This window comes from Aromatoleum sp., assembly GCF_035254505.1.
Classification (GTDB): domain Bacteria; phylum Pseudomonadota; class Gammaproteobacteria; order Burkholderiales; family Rhodocyclaceae; genus Aromatoleum.
This window is the reverse complement of the sequence record NZ_DATFAO010000044.1, coordinates 231,849-247,833: the sequence shown is the minus strand read 5'-3', so window position 1 is coordinate 247,833 and position 15,985 is coordinate 231,849. Positions and strand designations below refer to the sequence as shown.

11 protein-coding genes are annotated in these 15,985 nt (G+C 67.7%); 5 read left to right on the top strand and 6 right to left on the bottom strand.

Features of this window, described 5'->3' with window-relative positions:
- Position 1: 1 nt before the first annotated feature.
- Positions 2-1,300, bottom strand: coding sequence for a DUF445 domain-containing protein (locus tag VJ673_RS07945; RefSeq protein ID WP_324125526.1), 1,299 nt, complete (start codon positions 1,298-1,300; stop codon positions 2-4).
- Positions 1,301-1,475: 175 nt separating this feature from the next.
- Here VJ673_RS07945 and VJ673_RS07940 point away from each other — a divergent pair, with 175 nt between their 5' ends.
- Complete coding sequence (locus VJ673_RS07940) at positions 1,476-3,599, top strand: helicase-related protein (protein ID WP_324125525.1); 2,124 nt, start codon at positions 1,476-1,478, stop codon at positions 3,597-3,599.
- Between the two features lie 137 nt (positions 3,600-3,736).
- Here the strand turns inward: VJ673_RS07940 and VJ673_RS07935 are convergent, their stop codons facing one another.
- The gene (locus VJ673_RS07935) at positions 3,737-4,642 is read right to left on the bottom strand and encodes a ketopantoate reductase family protein (RefSeq protein ID WP_324125524.1); all 906 of its coding nucleotides are present in this window, start codon (positions 4,640-4,642) and stop codon (positions 3,737-3,739) included.
- A 204-nt stretch (positions 4,643-4,846) separates the two neighbouring features.
- On the opposite strand from VJ673_RS07935, the gene VJ673_RS07930 reads away from it, so the two are divergent.
- Together VJ673_RS07930 and VJ673_RS07925 are read left to right on the top strand one after the other, a co-directional pair.
- Positions 4,847-6,016: a zinc-dependent alcohol dehydrogenase gene (locus VJ673_RS07930; RefSeq protein WP_324125523.1), complete on the top strand. Its 1,170-nt coding sequence runs from the start codon at positions 4,847-4,849 to the stop codon at positions 6,014-6,016.
- Between the two features lie 30 nt (positions 6,017-6,046).
- Positions 6,047-6,592 (top strand): hypothetical protein, encoded by a 546-nt coding sequence (locus tag VJ673_RS07925; RefSeq protein ID WP_324125522.1) that lies wholly within the window; start codon positions 6,047-6,049, stop codon positions 6,590-6,592.
- A gap of 9 nt (positions 6,593-6,601) precedes the next feature.
- Here the strand turns inward: VJ673_RS07925 and VJ673_RS07920 are convergent, their stop codons facing one another.
- Both VJ673_RS07920 and VJ673_RS07915 read right to left on the bottom strand, forming a co-directional pair.
- Positions 6,602-8,065 (bottom strand): SH3 domain-containing protein, encoded by a 1,464-nt coding sequence (locus VJ673_RS07920; protein ID WP_324125521.1) that lies wholly within the window; start codon positions 8,063-8,065, stop codon positions 6,602-6,604.
- Between the two features lie 2 nt (positions 8,066-8,067).
- Complete coding sequence (locus VJ673_RS07915; RefSeq protein ID WP_324125520.1) at positions 8,068-9,330, bottom strand: prohibitin family protein; 1,263 nt, start codon at positions 9,328-9,330, stop codon at positions 8,068-8,070.
- Positions 9,331-9,588: 258 nt separating this feature from the next.
- Between VJ673_RS07915 and VJ673_RS07910 the strand changes: the two genes are divergently transcribed.
- Together VJ673_RS07910 and VJ673_RS07905 are read left to right on the top strand one after the other, a co-directional pair.
- Entirely contained in the window at positions 9,589-10,305 is a 717-nt protein-coding gene (locus VJ673_RS07910; RefSeq protein WP_324125519.1) for a response regulator, read from the top strand.
- Between the two features lie 19 nt (positions 10,306-10,324).
- Entirely contained in the window at positions 10,325-12,415 is a 2,091-nt protein-coding gene (locus VJ673_RS07905; protein WP_324125518.1) for a sensor histidine kinase, read from the top strand.
- A 17-nt stretch (positions 12,416-12,432) separates the two neighbouring features.
- Here the strand turns inward: VJ673_RS07905 and VJ673_RS07900 are convergent, their stop codons facing one another.
- Positions 12,433-12,936 (bottom strand): hypothetical protein, encoded by a 504-nt coding sequence (locus tag VJ673_RS07900; RefSeq protein WP_324125517.1) that lies wholly within the window; start codon positions 12,934-12,936, stop codon positions 12,433-12,435.
- 109 nt (positions 12,937-13,045) lie between these two features.
- Positions 13,046-15,862 (bottom strand): PAS domain-containing hybrid sensor histidine kinase/response regulator, encoded by a 2,817-nt coding sequence (locus VJ673_RS07895; RefSeq protein WP_324125516.1) that lies wholly within the window; start codon positions 15,860-15,862, stop codon positions 13,046-13,048.
- Positions 15,863-15,985: the final 123 nt, after the last annotated feature.

Sequence of the window (15,985 nt, the reverse complement as noted above, 5' to 3'; positions counted from 1 at the left end):
GCTAGGAGGCGCGCGACACCAGCACCGTCAGCGCGTGCAGCGCGAGCCCGATGCCGCCGCCGACGACGGTGCCGTTGAGGCGAATGAACTGCAGGTCGCGGCCGACGGCGAGTTCCACTTCGCGCACGAGGTCGTCGTCGTTCCAGCTCTTGACCGTCGAGGCGATATGGAGGGACAGCGCGTCGCGGAAGTCATCCGCCAGCGCGACGACGGCGGATTCGAGGTGGTCGTCGAGCGAGGTGCGCAGCGCGGGGTTGTCGGCGAGGGTTGCGCCGAAGGCGCTCGCGGCGCCGGCGAGGCGTTGGCGCAGGCGCGATTCGGGGCGCTCCAGATCCTCGTTCAGCCAGGCTTTCAACTCGTCCCACAGGCCGTTGAGGTAATGCGCGAGCACCGGGTGGGTGAGGATCTCCAGCTTGGCTGCGTTGATGCGGGCGGCGAAATCCTCGTCGGTCTTCAGACGCTCGATGAACTCCGCGACCATGTCGTCGAAGGCGCGCCGCCGCGGGTGCTCCGGGTCGTCGCCGATGTCGTGCATCCAGCCATTGACGCCCTTGACGATGCTCGCCGCGATCTTGAGCGCGAACTCCTCGGTGTCGGTCACGAGTCCTACCGCGCGCAGCGTCTTCGGATACTCCTTGCCGGCGATCTCGATGATCATCGTCGCGAAGCTCGCCTGCACCTCCTCATCGTCCAGCCAGCGCGCGAGCCGCCGCAGGCCCAGGTCGAGGAGTTCCTGGTGGCGGTTATCGACGGTCAACGTGTCGAGCACTTGTCCGGCGACGCGCGACACGTCGATGTCCTTGAGACGCTCTCGCACGCCCGCGGCGATGAGGCTGCGCACTCGTGCGTCGTCGATGAAGTCGAGCCAGCCGGCGAGCGCGGCCGCGAGCTTGTCGGCGACGAGCGCCGCGTTGTCCGGTTGCCGTAGCCAGGCGCCGAGGCGGTCGGCGGGGTCGAAGGCGCGCAGCTTGTGGACCAGCGTCTCGGTCGCGAGGAATTTGTCGCGCACGAAGGCGGCGAGATTGTCCGCGACGCGTGCCTTGTTCGACGGGATGATCGCGGTGTGCGGAATCGGCAGCCCGAGCGGCCGCCGGAAGAGCGCCACGACCGCGAACCAGTCGGCGAGCGCGCCGATCATCGCCGCTTCCGCGAAGGCCGCGACCCAGCCCCAGATCCCCGCCCCGTGCTGCAGCCGGGCAAGCACGAACAGCGCCGCGGCAGCCGCGAGCAGTGCGCCCGCGAGCCGCTTCATCTTCGTCAACTGATGCGCCTTGGCGTCGCGCGCGGTGAAGGCCATCATCGCTCCTCCTTCATGAAGGCATGAGGAACTGCGTGCAACGCAGCAAGGGTAGCCTGTGACGAGGGATTGAGTAAGATGGCCAGTGGGGCATTCCGATTGCTATCGGGTAACAAACCATATCCCCGGAGGCCTCGGGCATGAGACCCTCCCCCCTTTGATGCCTGGAACACCCGAATTGGACGAGAATTTCCTCATCGACCCCGAAGCCGTCATCCCGGCCGGACCGGACGCCGAAGCGGATGACGCGCTGCTCGACGTCGCGCGCGAGCTGCATGCGTATCTGCAGGGCTTCAACGCGCGGCTCGTGCATAACGAAGGTGCGGTTGCGATCGAGGTCGCCGGCGAGGTCGAGGCCGGCGGGCGGCGACAGCTTTTCCGGCTGGTGCCGGAGCGCTGCGTGCTCGCGCGCATCCAGAAGTGGCGCAAGCTCACGCCCGACCGCCATCTCGCGCTGGTGCGCGAGCGTCTGCACGCGGGGTCGATCGCGGAGTTCGAGGCCGACGTGCGCGGCTTCGTCGCGAGCGTCGTGCGCCGGGCCGAGTCCGAGGGGCTGGACGCGGCGCGCTTCCTGCGCGCGCTGGAGACCGGCAAGGAACTCGCGCGCCGCCGTTTCCAGATCGTCGAGGACCGCCTCGCCGAAGCCGTGGGGCATCGCCGTGTCGAAGCGCAGGCCGAGACGCTGCGCGGCACGGTCAAGCTGACGCGCTACCCGGAATCCTTCGAGACGGCGTTCATGATGCGCCGCCGCTTCATCGCGATCCTCGGGCCGACCAACTCGGGCAAGACCCACGCCGCGATGGAGGCCCTGGCGAAGGCCGAGAGCGGGGTCTATCTCGCACCGCTGCGCCTCCTGGCGCTGGAGAACTACGAGCGTCTGCTGGATCGCGGCGTCGCGGTGAGCCTGATCACCGGCGAGGAGCGTCGCCTGACCCCCGGCGCGACCCACGTCGCGAGCACGATCGAGATGCTCAACACGGCGCGTCCCGTCGAAGTCGCCGTGATCGACGAGATCCAGATGCTCGAGGATCTCGAACGCGGTTCGGCATGGACCGCGGCGGTCTGCGGGGCGGCGGCGAAGACGGTGTTCCTGCTCGGAGCGCTGTCGGCGCGTCCGGCGGTCGAGGCGCTCGCGGAGCGGCTCGGCTGCGAGCTCGAAGTGCGTACGCTGGAACGCAAGTCGCCGCTGGAGATGGCGCCGCGCGCCGTGGGCAGCATCGGCCAGCTGAAACGTGGCGACGCCGTCATCGCGTTCTCGCGCCGCGACGTGCTGAACTGGGCGACCAACATCGCGGAGGCGGGTTTCCGCGTCGCGACGATCTACGGCAACCTCTCGCCCGAGGTGCGCCGCGCGCAGGCGCAGCGCTTTCGCGACGGCGAGGCCGACATCGTCGTCGCGACCGACGCGATCGGGATGGGCCTCAACCTGCCGGTCGCGCGCGTCGTGTTCTCGACCGCGAAGAAGTTCGACGGTATCTCGGAGGACATCCTCGCGCCCTGGCTCACGCACCAGATCGCGGGCAGGGCGGGGCGCTTCGGCATCCACGACGCGGGCCTCGTCGCGGGCTTCGACGACCACACCCACCGCATCATCGGCCGCCTGATGAAGACGCCCGCCGACTCGCTATCGAACCGCGGCTTCTACGTCACGCCCTCGCTGCATCACGTGAAGAGCATCTCGGCCGCGACCGGCGAGCGCGGGCTCGCGAAGCTGCTGGAACTCTTCTCGCGCAACATCGACCTCACCGACGACTTCTTCCTGCCCGGCGACCTCACCGAGCAGATCGAGCGCGCGCGCTGGCTCGACACGCTGCCGCTGTCGCTGGAGCACCGCTTCACGCTGTCGCTGGTGCCGGTGTCGACGCGCGTCGAGTCGCTGAATCAGGCCTGGCAGGCCTGGGCCCGGACGCTGTCGAAGGACAAGAGCTCGCACCTGTCGATCGAGCCGATCGGCGAAGGGCGCTACGCGCTGCAGGCGGCCGAGGATGCGTGCAAGAAGTATTCGGCCTACGCCTGGCTCGGCTACCGGCTGCCGGACTACTACCCGGATGGCGAGACGGCCGTGTCGCTCGCGCGCAGCATGTCCGAGACGGTCGACCAGATGCTCGCGCGCCAGCACGGCCGGCGGCGCGACGCGAAACGGAGCTCCGGCCCGCGCGGCAAGACGCGCAGCGCGGCGCCGGGCGCATACGGCGATCGGCGCGGCGGGGGTGATCGGCGCGGCGGCGACGGCCGGGCCGGGCAGGGCGGCAAGAAGGGGCCGGAAGGGCGCTCGGAGCGAAGGTCCGACAAGCGCTCGTAGGCCGTCAGCGTCCTGCCGGAAGCATGCGGACGATTCCAAATTCGTGCGCAATCACCGTCAGGCAAGGCGCGAATCGCAACCGGGTCGAACACCCGGCGCGGATTCGCAAGGTCACGTGGCGGCAAGTGCGCACAAATTCAGGTCGTCGCCTCGGCGCGGCGCGCTTCGAGCAGCTTCACGATGCTGTAGAGCACGCGATTGACCGGCGTCGCGACGCCCAGCTCCTCGCCCCGGTGCAGCACGTAGCCGTTGAGGTGATCGATTTCGCTGCGCTTGCCGCGCGCGAGATCCTGCGCGGTCGAGGAGAACTGCGACGGCATCGTCTGCGCGATGCGCTGCACGGATTCCCAGCAGTCGCCGGGCACCGTGACGCCCTCGGCCCACGCCACGTCGAGGCATTCCTGCACCGCGTCGCGCATCACCTTTTCGATGCCATCGCCGGCGACGATCCGCCCATACGGCAACTGCGTGATCGCCGACAGCGCGTTGTAGGCGCAGTTGAGCACGAGCTTGCGCCACAGCGCACCGGTCACATTGTCCGAGACCTCGACGCGCACGTCGGCTTCACCAAACAGCGTGACCAGTTGCGTGCTTTCCTTCGACGGGCCGATCACCAGTTCGCCCCGGCCGTGGTGCTTCACGTGTCCCGGACCCGCCATCTCGGTCGCGACATACACGACCGCCGCACCGACTTCCCGCCCGAGCTGGGCCTGCAGGCGCTCGGCGTTGTCGACGCCGTTCTGCAGGCTCAGCACGATCGCCTCCGGGTCGAGGTGCGGGCCCATTTCGTTCGCCGCGATCGCCGTATCGGTCGATTTCACGCAGCACAGCACCAGTTTGGCGCCGCGCACCGCGCTCGCATCGGTGCTCGCCTGCACGGGCACGTGCTCGCGGAAGGTTTGTGCATCCAGATAGAGCCCGTCGCGCTGCATCGCCTCGACGTGCTGCGGCCGTCCGATGAGGACGACTTCGTGTCCTGCCCGCGCCAGCATCCCGCCGTAGTAGCAACCGACGGCTCCGGCGCCCATCACCGCAATCTTCATCTTGTCCGCTCCTGCTCCGGTCCTGCAAATGTTCGACGGGGATGATTTGACATCCTCGATGTGCCTTTTACAACGCTTCAGGCCGATCGCGGTGGGGACAGTGGCGCCAGGCCGTCAGGAACGGCGTTTGCACGGCTGACCCGAAGCGGGGTTCAGGCCGCCGCGACGAGGCGCCGGCCCTGCGGCAAGTCCAAGGAGCAGTCGATGAAAGCACTGTGCTGGCATGGCAAGAAGGACGTTCGCTACGACAGCGTTCCCGACCCCCGCATCGAGGATCCCCGCGACGTGATCGTGAAGGTCACGAGTTGCGCGATCTGTGGTTCCGACCTGCATCTGTACGATGGGTTCATGATGGGGATGGAATCCGGCGATATCCTCGGCCACGAGTTCATGGGCGAGGTCGTCGAAGTCGGCTCCGCGGACCACAAGCTCAAGGTCGGCGACCGCGTGGTCGTACCCTTCACGATCTGCTGCGGCGAATGCGAGCAGTGCCGGCGCGGCAATTTTTCGGTGTGCGAGCGCAGCAACCGCAACCAGGCGCTCGCCGAAAAGATGTTGGGGCATGCGACGGCGGGGCTCTTCGGCTACACGCACCTCACCGGCGGCTACGCCGGCGGCCAGGCCGAATACGTGCGCGTGCCCTTCGCCGACGTCGGGCCGGTGAAGGTGGACAACGGGCTGGCGGACGACCAGGTGCTCTTCCTCGGCGACATCCTGCCCACCGGCTGGCAGGCCGCGGTGCAGTGCGACATCCAGCCGACCGACACCGTCGCGATCTGGGGCGCGGGTCCGGTCGGCCAGTTCGCGATCCGTAGCGCGGTCCTCCTCGGCGCGCGACAGGTGATCGCGATCGACCGCGTCCCCGAACGCCTGTCGATGGCCCGCGCGGCCGGAGCGATCACGATCGACTTCGAATACGAAAGCGTCCTCGACCGGCTCAAGGATTTCACCGCCGGCAAGGGGCCGGAAAAGTGCATCGACGCGGTCGGCATGGAGGCCCATGCGACGCAGTCGCTCGACGCGCTGTACGACCGTGCCAAGCAGGCGGTGATGCTGGAGACGGATCGGCCGCACGTGTTGCGCGAGATGATCTACGCGTGCCGCCCGGCGGGGATACTCTCCGTGCCGGGCGTGTATGGCGGCTTCATCGACAAGATGCCCTTCGGGGCGATGATGAACAAGGGTCTCACGCTGCGCACCGGCCAGACCCACGTCAATCGCTGGACCGAGGATTTGCTGAATCGGATCATCGAAGGCCAGATCGACCCCTCGTTCGTCGTCACGCACACGGTTTCGCTCGCGGACGGTCCCGAGATGTACAAGACCTTCCGCGACAAGAAGGATGGCTGCGTGAAGGTCATCCTCACGCCCTGACCCTGACCCCGCTACTGGAGGATGAATGCGATGGACACTCCCAGAACTTCCGTCAGCCGTCCGCGCCTTGCCCGCTCGGCGGCCCGCCGGCTCGGCTGGCTGAGCATCGGCCTCGGCGTCGCGGAACTGCTGATGCCCCGCGCCATCGCCGGCATCGCCGGGATGCGCGGACGAGAAGGCATGGTGCGCGCATGCGGGGTGCGAGAGATCGTCACCGGCATCGGCATCCTCACCGCGCGCCGGCCGGCCCGGTGGATGTGGGTGCGTGTCGCCGGTGATGCGATGGACGCCGCCGCGCTGAGCCTCAATCATGGTCCGCGGCTCGATTCGCGCACCGCCATTGCCGCGATCGCAACCGTCGCGGGGGTCGCCGCGCTCGATGCCGGATGCGCGACGGCCCTCGGACGCATCGAGCGCCGCGGCCGGCCGCTGGGCCGCGATTACAGCGATCGCCGCGGCATGCCCTTGCCGCCGTCGACGATGCGCGGCGCAGCGCGGAAGGACTTCGGGACGCCCGCGGACATGGCAACCCCGGCGCTGCTCGCCCCCTGGCCGCCGAGCGCGAGCCGTTCCTAGCGGCGGCTTTCAGCGCACGCTCACCGTCTGCGCCTTCCACACGGGGTCCTGCCAGCGATAGAACGTGCTGAGGTTGTTCACGCGGTCGGCCTGCTTCTTCGTCTCCAGCGTCGCGAGCGACAGCACCTCGAAGCGCTGCGCGTAGCGGCCGTCGAGTTTCGCCTCGCGCGCGGCGAGCATCTCGGCGTTGCCCGGCACCCAACCGGCGAATTCGACGTAGCCGAGGCGCGGCGCGTCGAGCGCGGGCGGCAGGACTTCGACGTGCCAGCCGTCAGTGTCCTGACGGAACACCCACATCTCGCGCCAGGTATCGAGCGGCTGCACCGCGAGCGCGAGCGCCGTGCCCTGGCGGTTGGCGGTGGCGGACGCCGGCCAGACGATGCCGTAGGTGCAACGGCTCGCGAGCGCGTGCTGCGCGTCGTGCGTCGCATCGACGAGATGCACGCAGGTCTCGCCCGGCTGGCCGGTGCTGAGGACGACGTCCAAGCTCGCTTTCGTCGTTCCGGCCGGCACGCCCGGTTCCGCTGCCCAGCGCGACGCGCCCACGCGGATCGCAGCGTCACTGTAGGCCGTGGCATACGTTTCCATCAGTTCGGACTTGTTGATCGCGGCGAGCTCGTCGATCGCCCGGCGGCCGGCTTCCTGGACTGCACCGGCCCCCGCACCCGCAGCCGCAGCGCCACCCGCAGCCCCACCCAGCTCGGCGCGCCGTGCGCGCTGCCATGCGAGGCTCGCCCACACGCCAGCCTTCCTCAAATGGATGCGGTTCTTCGTCATTTCCGGCAAATTTTCGAGCTTTACGCGATCGAGCATGTCGGCACGCCACGCGTCGAGCGCGTAGCGTTCGACCGGCGTCAGCGTGGGTGCTACACAGTCGTGGCGCGTCAGCGCGAGCGCCGCCGCGGCCTTGCGCGACTCGGGCGCAGGCATCGCGAGCACGCGCCGATGCGCCTCGCCGTCCGGGCAGAGCTGCATCTGTCCGTCGCGCTCGAAGCTCACCATATTCACGCCGTAGTTCGCGGCGACTTCGAGCTGCGCCGCAACGATCTCGCCCGCCTTGCCGGGCCGCCCCGCGCTCGCCCGGCGCGCGAGCCGCTCGGACATCGTGCCCAGCGCATCGAACACTTCGCTGTCGATCGCCTGAGCGGGCGCCGCCTTCAGGTAGGCCGCGGCATAGCTAATCCCGAGCGCCTCGGACCCCGCCGAGTCCTTCAGGAAGCGCACGACCGTCAGCAGTTCCGGCGCCGCGTCCGGCGCGAGCGACTGCACCCGCACCTGGCTCGCCGGAATGTAGCCCGCGCGCTCGCGGCGATGGTCATACACCTGCAGGTAATCGCCCTTTTCGCCGCGGATCTCGAGGCTGTCGCCCGCCCACAGCACCGCCTGCTGCGCGGCCGATTCGCGCGGGGCGGCGCGCAGCGCGGCCTGGTCCTGGGTGACGATCGCGATGATGGTGAGTGCGGTCGCGAGCATGATCATTCCCCTTCCTGCACGTCTTCGATGACTTCGGTGTGGCTCGCGGGCTGCGCGCGGCCCGCCGTGCCCAGCAGCGTCGAGCCGATGAAGCCGCCGTCGGCCGGGGGCGGGGCGATGATCACCGAGATCTTGTCCGAGAGCTTGTCGGCGAGCGTCTTCTGGATCAGCAGCGGGTTCTTCTGGATCAGCGCGCCGTCGCGGGCGAGCTGTTCGCTCGCGATCTTGCCCATGCGCTCCTGGCGGTAGGCTTCGGCGTCCGCGAGCTTGCGGCGCGACTCCGCCTCGCCGGCGGCCTCGATCTGGCGCGCTTGCGAGGTGGCTTCGGCGCTCTTGATGCGCGCGATCTTCTCTGCCTCCGCTTCCAGCCCGCGCTGCTCGATCTGCTTCTGCTTGAAGGGCAGCACATGCTTCATCGCCTCGGCCTGCGCCTTCGCGGCGATGATCTGCTCCTCGCCCGCCGCCTCCGCCGCCGTCTCGCGCCGGGCCTTGTCCGCGAGCGCCTCGAGTTCGGTCTGCTTGACGCGCTTCTCCTTCAATTCGAGCGTGTAGCGCATCTTCTCGGTCGCGAGCTCCTCGGCGAGCAACTGCTCCATGCCCGCCTTGTAGTCCGGCGGCAGATCCACCTTGCCGATCAGCACCCCTTGCAGCTTGATGCCGTCCTTCTCAAGCAGCGGCTTCAGCTCGCCTTCGACCGCCTCCCGGATCTCCTCGCGCTTCGTCGAGAAGATCTCCCGCACCGTGTAGCGGGCGAGCGTCTTGTAGAGCACGCCCTGCACCGCCGGCTGCACGACCTCGCCGCCGATGTCCTGCGGCAGGTCGCGCGCCATCGCCGCGAGCCGCGCCGGATCGAGCGCATAGCGCACCGAGACATCGACCCCGATCGACAGCCCCTCAACGCTCTGGAAGGGTGCCGCCCCGCCCGCGCTCTCGGCCCCTTCCGGCCTGTAGATCTGGTCGCGCAGCGAGAAGCGGTGCAGTTCGTGGATGCCCGGGATCAGTACGACCGCGCCCTCGCGCACCTCGCGCACGCCGCCGGTAAAGAGATTCACGCGCACCCCCGCTTCGCCGCGCTCGACGTGCTGGACCGGAGGATGGGTGTAGAGCGCATACCCGCCGATGCCGGCGATCGACAGCGCGAGGATGCCTATCTTCGCGCCATGCGCCTTCCGTGCGACCTCGCCGGCCGCGGTGCCGACGCCCGACGACAGCTTTCCGAGCGAGTTGCGCAGGTTTTCGACGATGTTCTTGATCCGTTCCGACATGATTCGTCCTCCTCTCGATGATCTTCCGGGATGGGGCCGGAGCCCCTCGGCCGCTGCGTGAAGATCGTTCCGCACCGCCGTCTTCCATGGATGCCATCGTCCTCCGAGGGACGTGGAGCGCTCCATGCCGCGGCGGGGCGACTTCGGTAAGGGGGAGGGGGTGGAGGTTCCGGGGTGTGAACAAACCTTCACGCCATCCGCATGCCGGCCGCGGCGAAAACGCGGATACTGGCGGCACTGTAAGAGGTGGAGCGCGCCATGACCCGAGTCGCCGTGATCGAAGACGACATTCCGACGAGCAATCAGCTGAAGGAATGGATCCTGGCCGCGCGTCCCGGCATCGCCGTCGACCAATGGTTTACACGCGACGACGCGGAGGCGGCGATCACGCGCGAGGACTACGCGATGGTGGTGCTCGACATCGAACTCGGGCGCGAGCGTCATGCGGGGGTGGCGATCATCAACGCGATCAACAAGGGCGCGCGCGGCACACCGGTGCTGGTCGTGTCGGCGATGCCGGCGACGATCTACCGCAGCATCATGAAGGCCCTCGACGCCTGGGATTACCTGCAGAAGACGACCTTCGAGGAATCCGATTTCATCGACACCTTCCTCGAAATCCTGCGCGCCTCGCGCGACCGCGACGCGGACAAACCTGCCGCCCCGGCCGGCGACGAGCTCTCGCTCGACCCGCTGCGCCAGAACACGCCGCTGTGGCGCGGCAAGCGCGTGAACCTGCCGCTCACTGCCCAGCGCATCCTGCTCGCGCTCTACCAGCGGCGCGGCGAGGTCGTGTCCTACGACGAGCTTTTCCAGGTCGTCAAAAGCGGACGCAACCGCGACAACATCCGCAAGCACATCAGCACCATCCGCGAAGCCTTCCGCGAACTGGACGAGGACTTCGACCGCATCGAGAACATCCCGATGCGCGGCTTCCGCTGGTCCGATCTGGCAGCCGCCGCGCGCAGCCGGTGAGGACGGAGTGAGGGCCGCAGTGAGCGCTTCCGTGCGCGCCTCGACGGGCGCCTTCCTCGCATGGCTGGCCTCGTTCCGGCTGCGCATCCTCTTTCGGACGGCCTTCCTGTTGCTCGCCGTCGCGGTGCTCGCCATGGCGATCGCCGTGTTGCAGGAGGAAAAGCAGCGCAGCTACGACAACTACCAGGCGGGCTTCACGAAGACCAAGGCGCAGATCGTCGCGCGCCTGCGCCATCCGTCGGGCCAGCTCGCACTCCTCAATCCGCGCTGGGATGCCGCGGCGGCCTCGCACGGGCGTCCCGTCGTGCTGCCGTATTCCGCGATCGACTTCGACGACCAGACCAAGGTTCGCACGGCCGTCGAGATGGCGGGCTGCCTCGTGCAATACAAGGATGCGGGAAGCCTGTGCGTCGCGATCGGCAACAACCCCTGGGCGGGCGGCTTCATCTATGCGGCGGGCACCTTCGTCAGCGGCCCGCTCGAAGCCCACCGCATCGGCGACGAGTTCCTCGACGGCGCGCACCGCCTGCGCGTCACCGTCAGCCTGCGCGGGCAGACTTATCGCTGGCTCGCGCCTTTCGAGCCGCTCGCGGGCAACGGCGGGCGAGGGGAAGGCGTGCGCGGCCGCTTCACCGGTTACGTCGAATTCGACGATCGCGACTACACCGGCGCCCGGCCTGTGAAGGAATTCCGCGGCTGGGTGTGGCAGGGCGGCAAGTGCCTGGACGCCGCCCGCGACGACGAAGCCGACTGCGATCGAAAATCCTTCTTCTCGCTGCGCCTGCCGGTCGAGGTGCTGCGCGATGCGCTCTTCCAGCGCGACAAGCCGACCTGGCCGCCGCCTGACCTCGACGAATTCCAGGTCCGCGTCGAAGTGCTGCCGCCGGGCGACGGGCTCGCGCTGTTCGACAGCCACGACGCGGGCGCAATGCCCGCGTTCGCGCTCGACGACCTGACGACGCTGCTGCTGCCCGGCGAGACGCTGACGATCCGCAAGGCCGGCAGCGCAGACGCCGAGACGGTCCAACTTTCGGGCAAGGATGAAGCGCTGGACGAGACCTCGCCGCTGCTGACGCGCCTGATCCGGCGGCTGCCGGTCGACAGCCTCGACGCGCCGGTCGTCGAACTCGCCGACGAAGTGGCGACGCCGATGGGCAGTTACGAACTGCGCCTGAAGGGCGACGCCCGCAGCGTCAACAAGGTGCTGTCGGCGGTCGCAACCCGCGTGTCGTGGTTCGTCGTCGCGATGCTGGGTGCGATTGGCCTCGCCTGGCTCGTGATCGAGATCGGCATCGTCCGCCGCATCGGCAGGCTCACCGGCCGCACGCGCGGCCTGTCGCGCAGCGTCCATGCCGACGGCGGCCTCGAACGCTTCGAACTCGCGGACTTGCGCGGCCGCGACGAGTTGGGTCTCCTCGCGGCCGGCCTCGACGACCTGTTGCGCCGCGTGAAGGAAGACGCCGAGCGCGAGCGCATCCGCGCCGAGCAGGAAAAGGACATGTGGCACGCGGTCGGCCACGAGATCATGTCGCCGCTGCAGTCGCTGCTCGCGCTTCATCGCAGCGAGGACGACGCGAGCCACCGCTACATCAGCCGCATGCAGCAGGCCGTGCGCGTCCTCTATGGCAGCGCGAGCCCGAGCGAGGCCTTCCAGAGCTCCAGCCTGCAGGTGCAGGCGCTCGACGTCGCCGGATTCATGCAGAACGTCGCCGAAAACGCCGGAATCGACAACGTCCGCTGCGCCTGGAGCGACGGCCCGGTGCTGGTGCGCGCCGACGAGTACCCGCTTGAAGACGTGTTCTCGCACATCCTGCGCAACGCCGACCGCTATCGCGTGCCCGGCACGCCGATCACGCTCGGCCTCGAAACCGGCGACACGACCGCGACCGTCACGATCCACAATAGCGGGCCGCAGATTCCCGCAGACTTCATCGACAAGATCTTCGAATACGGCGTCTCGGACCAGGCCGAGGCGGGCGCACACGGCAACCGCGGACAAGGCCTCTTCGTCGCCAAGACCTACATGGCGAAGATGGGCGGCACGATCACGGCACGCAACGTCGCGGACGGCGTGATTTTCGCGCTCGGACTGCAGCGGTCAAGGGGATAGCGCGACGCCCGAAGGTCCTACCATTTCACGCCGAGTTCGAGCGAAGCCCAACCGTTCGTGTAGTGACCGACGTGTGGCAGCGCGCTCAGGTCCGCAAACAGCCCCTTTTTTTCGCCGATTCGCAGCACTGGCAAGGGCAGACAATAGACCCGCATCTTGTCGCTGCCATAGTCTTCGCCCTTATAGGTGCAGGTCAGCCCAAGCATCGGCGTGAAGAGGCCGTAGCGGAAATTCTCGTGGGAAACGTTGCTGAATATGGCGTAGCTCCGCTTGCCATAGGTATCGACATAGGTCTTTATGCCGGTATCGAACTGGTACGGCCCGGAGTGCAATTCCTTCGACAAGCCGAACAGGTCCATTCCGCCTTCATGAGCCGTCGGCTTGGGGTCGGCGTGTTTCAGATAGCCGTAAAAATAGATACTCCCATATTCCTCGGCATGCAGTGGGGAGCCGAAAAGAGAAGAAAGCAAGACGGTCCCAACGAATCCGACACGGCCGACGCAACGCTTAAACATGTTCATTCCGAACGATTCAAAGACTTTTATTCTATTAAAATTGACTCGTGCGACGCTCAAGTTTTTTCCCGGACGCGTGAGATGCATCCGGACAGCGACCTGGCCGGCTCCCTTGTCATCCTGCCTCAATCGGCTCCTCGCTCGTCATGTCATGCAGGTAGGCCTGCAGGGTCTCCATGTCGAGCGGCTTGTGCAGGACCACAATGCCGCGCGCGGCCATGCTGCGCATCAGTCTCGGGTCGGTGTCGCCGGTGATGATGATCGACGGCAGATTCCGCTTCAGCAAGGCTCTCGCCGCCGTGATCACGTCGAAGCCCGTTTCGCCTTGCGCGAGCCGGTAGTCGGAGACCACGATGTCCGGCTGGAAGGCCTCGAGTTCCGCGCACAGTTCCGCCCCTGTCGCCACGGCGAGCACGCGATGGCCGACGTTCTGCAGCGCGCTCGCCATCGCCTCCCGCACGAGGAGGTTATCTTCGACGAGGCCGATGCCGAGCGGCCGGTAGCTGAAGTCCCCGCCGTCCGTTTCCGCCTGGAAGACTTCATACACGAGCGGCAGTTCGATCGCGAAGACCGAGCCGCGACCGGGCCGTGAGCGCACGCTGATTTCGAGGCCGAGCAAGGCGGCGGCCTTCGCGACGATCGCAAGACCCAGGCCGCTGCCGCGCGTGCGCGCCTCGTCGTGCAACTGCCGGAATTCTTCGAAGATTTCGCCGGTCTTGTCCTCGGCGATGCCGATACCGGTGTCCCAGACTTCGATCCAGGTCTTGCCTCGGCGTCGGCGACAGGCCACGAGCACGCCCCCCTGGTCGGTGTAGCGGATCGCGTTGTCGATCAGATTGCCGAGAATGCGCCTGAAGAGCACCGGGTCGGTCCGCGCCATCCTGCGTGCGGGCCGGCAATCCAGCCGCAGTCCCTTGAGGTCGGCTTCGGGCGCGTGCATCGAGATCTGGTCCGCGAGCAGCTCCGCGACCGAAAAGGTGCAAGCATTCGGGGTGATCACGCCGGCTTCGAGCTTGCTGAGGTCGAGGAGATCGGTCAGCAGTTCGCTCAGGCTGCTCACGCAGGCCTTCATGTTGGTGGCCACCGGCAGGTCAGCCGCCGAAAGCTTGTCCTCGAGGACCGTGATGTAAAGTGCCAGCGCCGACAGCGGTTGGCGCAAGTCGTGGCTCGCGGCCGCGAGGAAGCGGGATTTGGCGTTGTTCGCGCGCTCGGCCTCGGTTCTCGCGGTCGTCATGGCGACTTCCGCTTCGTAGCGCGCGGTGATGTCGACGAAGGCGGAAATCGCGCCTCGCGGCCGACCCCATTCGTCGAGCAAAGGCGTCGCGTTGCCGAGTAGGTGCCGGCTGGTGCCGTCGGCGCTCACGAGCTGATATTCGTAGTCCCGCACCTCGAAGCCCGCAGCCGCCCGCTTCAGCGGCAACTGGGACACGGGAATGTCGACGCCGTTCTTGAGCAGCCGGATGTTCGACCGCTTTCCGCCGTAAGGCAGATAGGGCGCGATATTGATCCCTTCGGGTAGCTGCAGCCATTCGTACAGGACCTTGTTGCCGCGCACGTCGGCCGCCTCGGCGTCCAGGGCCATCCACACTGCCGCCGGCGCCGCGTCGAGCAGGGTCGACAGGTCGGCCGCGCGCATGCTCTCGCGCTTTTCGCTGGCCCGCAGTGCCTCCATGACTTCGCGTCGTTCGGTATCGTCGCGCAGGATCGCCGTAAGGTAATGCTCGCCATCGACCTGGACATGCGCGAGCGAGGCTTCGATCGGGAACTCCTCGCCGTTCGCGCGCACGCCGACGATCGTCCCGACGCGCCCCTTGCGGCCCATGGCATCGTTGGCGAAGGCGCCGACATGCTCCCGGTGGGCCTCACGAAAGCGCTGCGGCAACAGGATGTCGAGCGGCGCGCCCAGCACGTCGACCGTCGAGCGCCCGAACATCTCTTCGGCGGCCGGGTTGAAGAGCACGACGCGCTGCGTCGAGTCGACCATGACGATCGCGTCCATCGCGGTTTCGATGATGCCCGCGAGCTGCGACTGCTGTTGGCGCCGTTCGAGTTCGGCCGACAGCCGTCGGTGATCCGAGCGGCGCAGACTTTCGGCCGTGTGCCAGATCAGCGCCGTAAACAGCACGACGTAGATCAGCGAGAGCAGGGCGATGCCGAACCGTGCGTCATACAGCCCGGCCGCTTCGCCCCGGATGGACAGCCAGCCGAGCAGGAAGGGCGCGGTCACCGCGAGCGGAAGGAGGCGGCGCGCCATCACGCCGCCGACGGTCCGGCTGATGAGGACCGCGATCGGCCTCCGACGCGGTCGTGCGTGGAGAATGCCGATGTTGATCGCCACCAATGCGACCGCGGTTGGCAGCGCCACCGCGGAATACGGGTCGGCCTGGAACAGCGCCGGAACGCCGAAGACGTAGCCCATCAAGGCCAGGACGCCGATCACGCTGCTGCCCAGCGCCGCCGCGCAGGATGCCATGCGCGCGCGGCTGTCCAGCCCGAGCAATGCCAGCCCGGTCAGGATGAAGGATATCGACGTCGCGAAAGCCATGCGCGGGGTCGGAATGAAGCCATGTGATCGCTGGGCCGGATCGTAGAGCAGCGTGTCGAAGCCCAGATTCCAGTCCGTCAGGTGTTCGATGCCCGTCAGCGCGCCCAGGACGGTCAGCGCCCCGGCGAGCGAGAGGTGGAGCGTGCCCCAGCCCGAGCCGGGTTTGCGGCGCATCGAGGCCAACAGCGACAGCCCGGCGAGGATGAAGCCGAGTCCGGTATTGGGTTTGGCCGGAGGGCGACCCTGGACCGCGCCCGTCAGCACATCGATCTGCAGCCACCATCCGAGCAGGACGGCGATTCCGATGACCATCACGGCGATCGCACATCCGCATGCGACGCGTTCGCAACGCGCGATCAGGGCAGGGTCGATCGTTCCATTCAGCATGACAAACGGTAAGTTTTCGCGAGCTCTCGGGATTGCGGAGATGATAAATCTTTAGGCGGGGGAAGGGGCATTTGAATGGATGTACGCCGCGCGGGAAGGAATGTCGGCGCCTGCGTCCGCGCG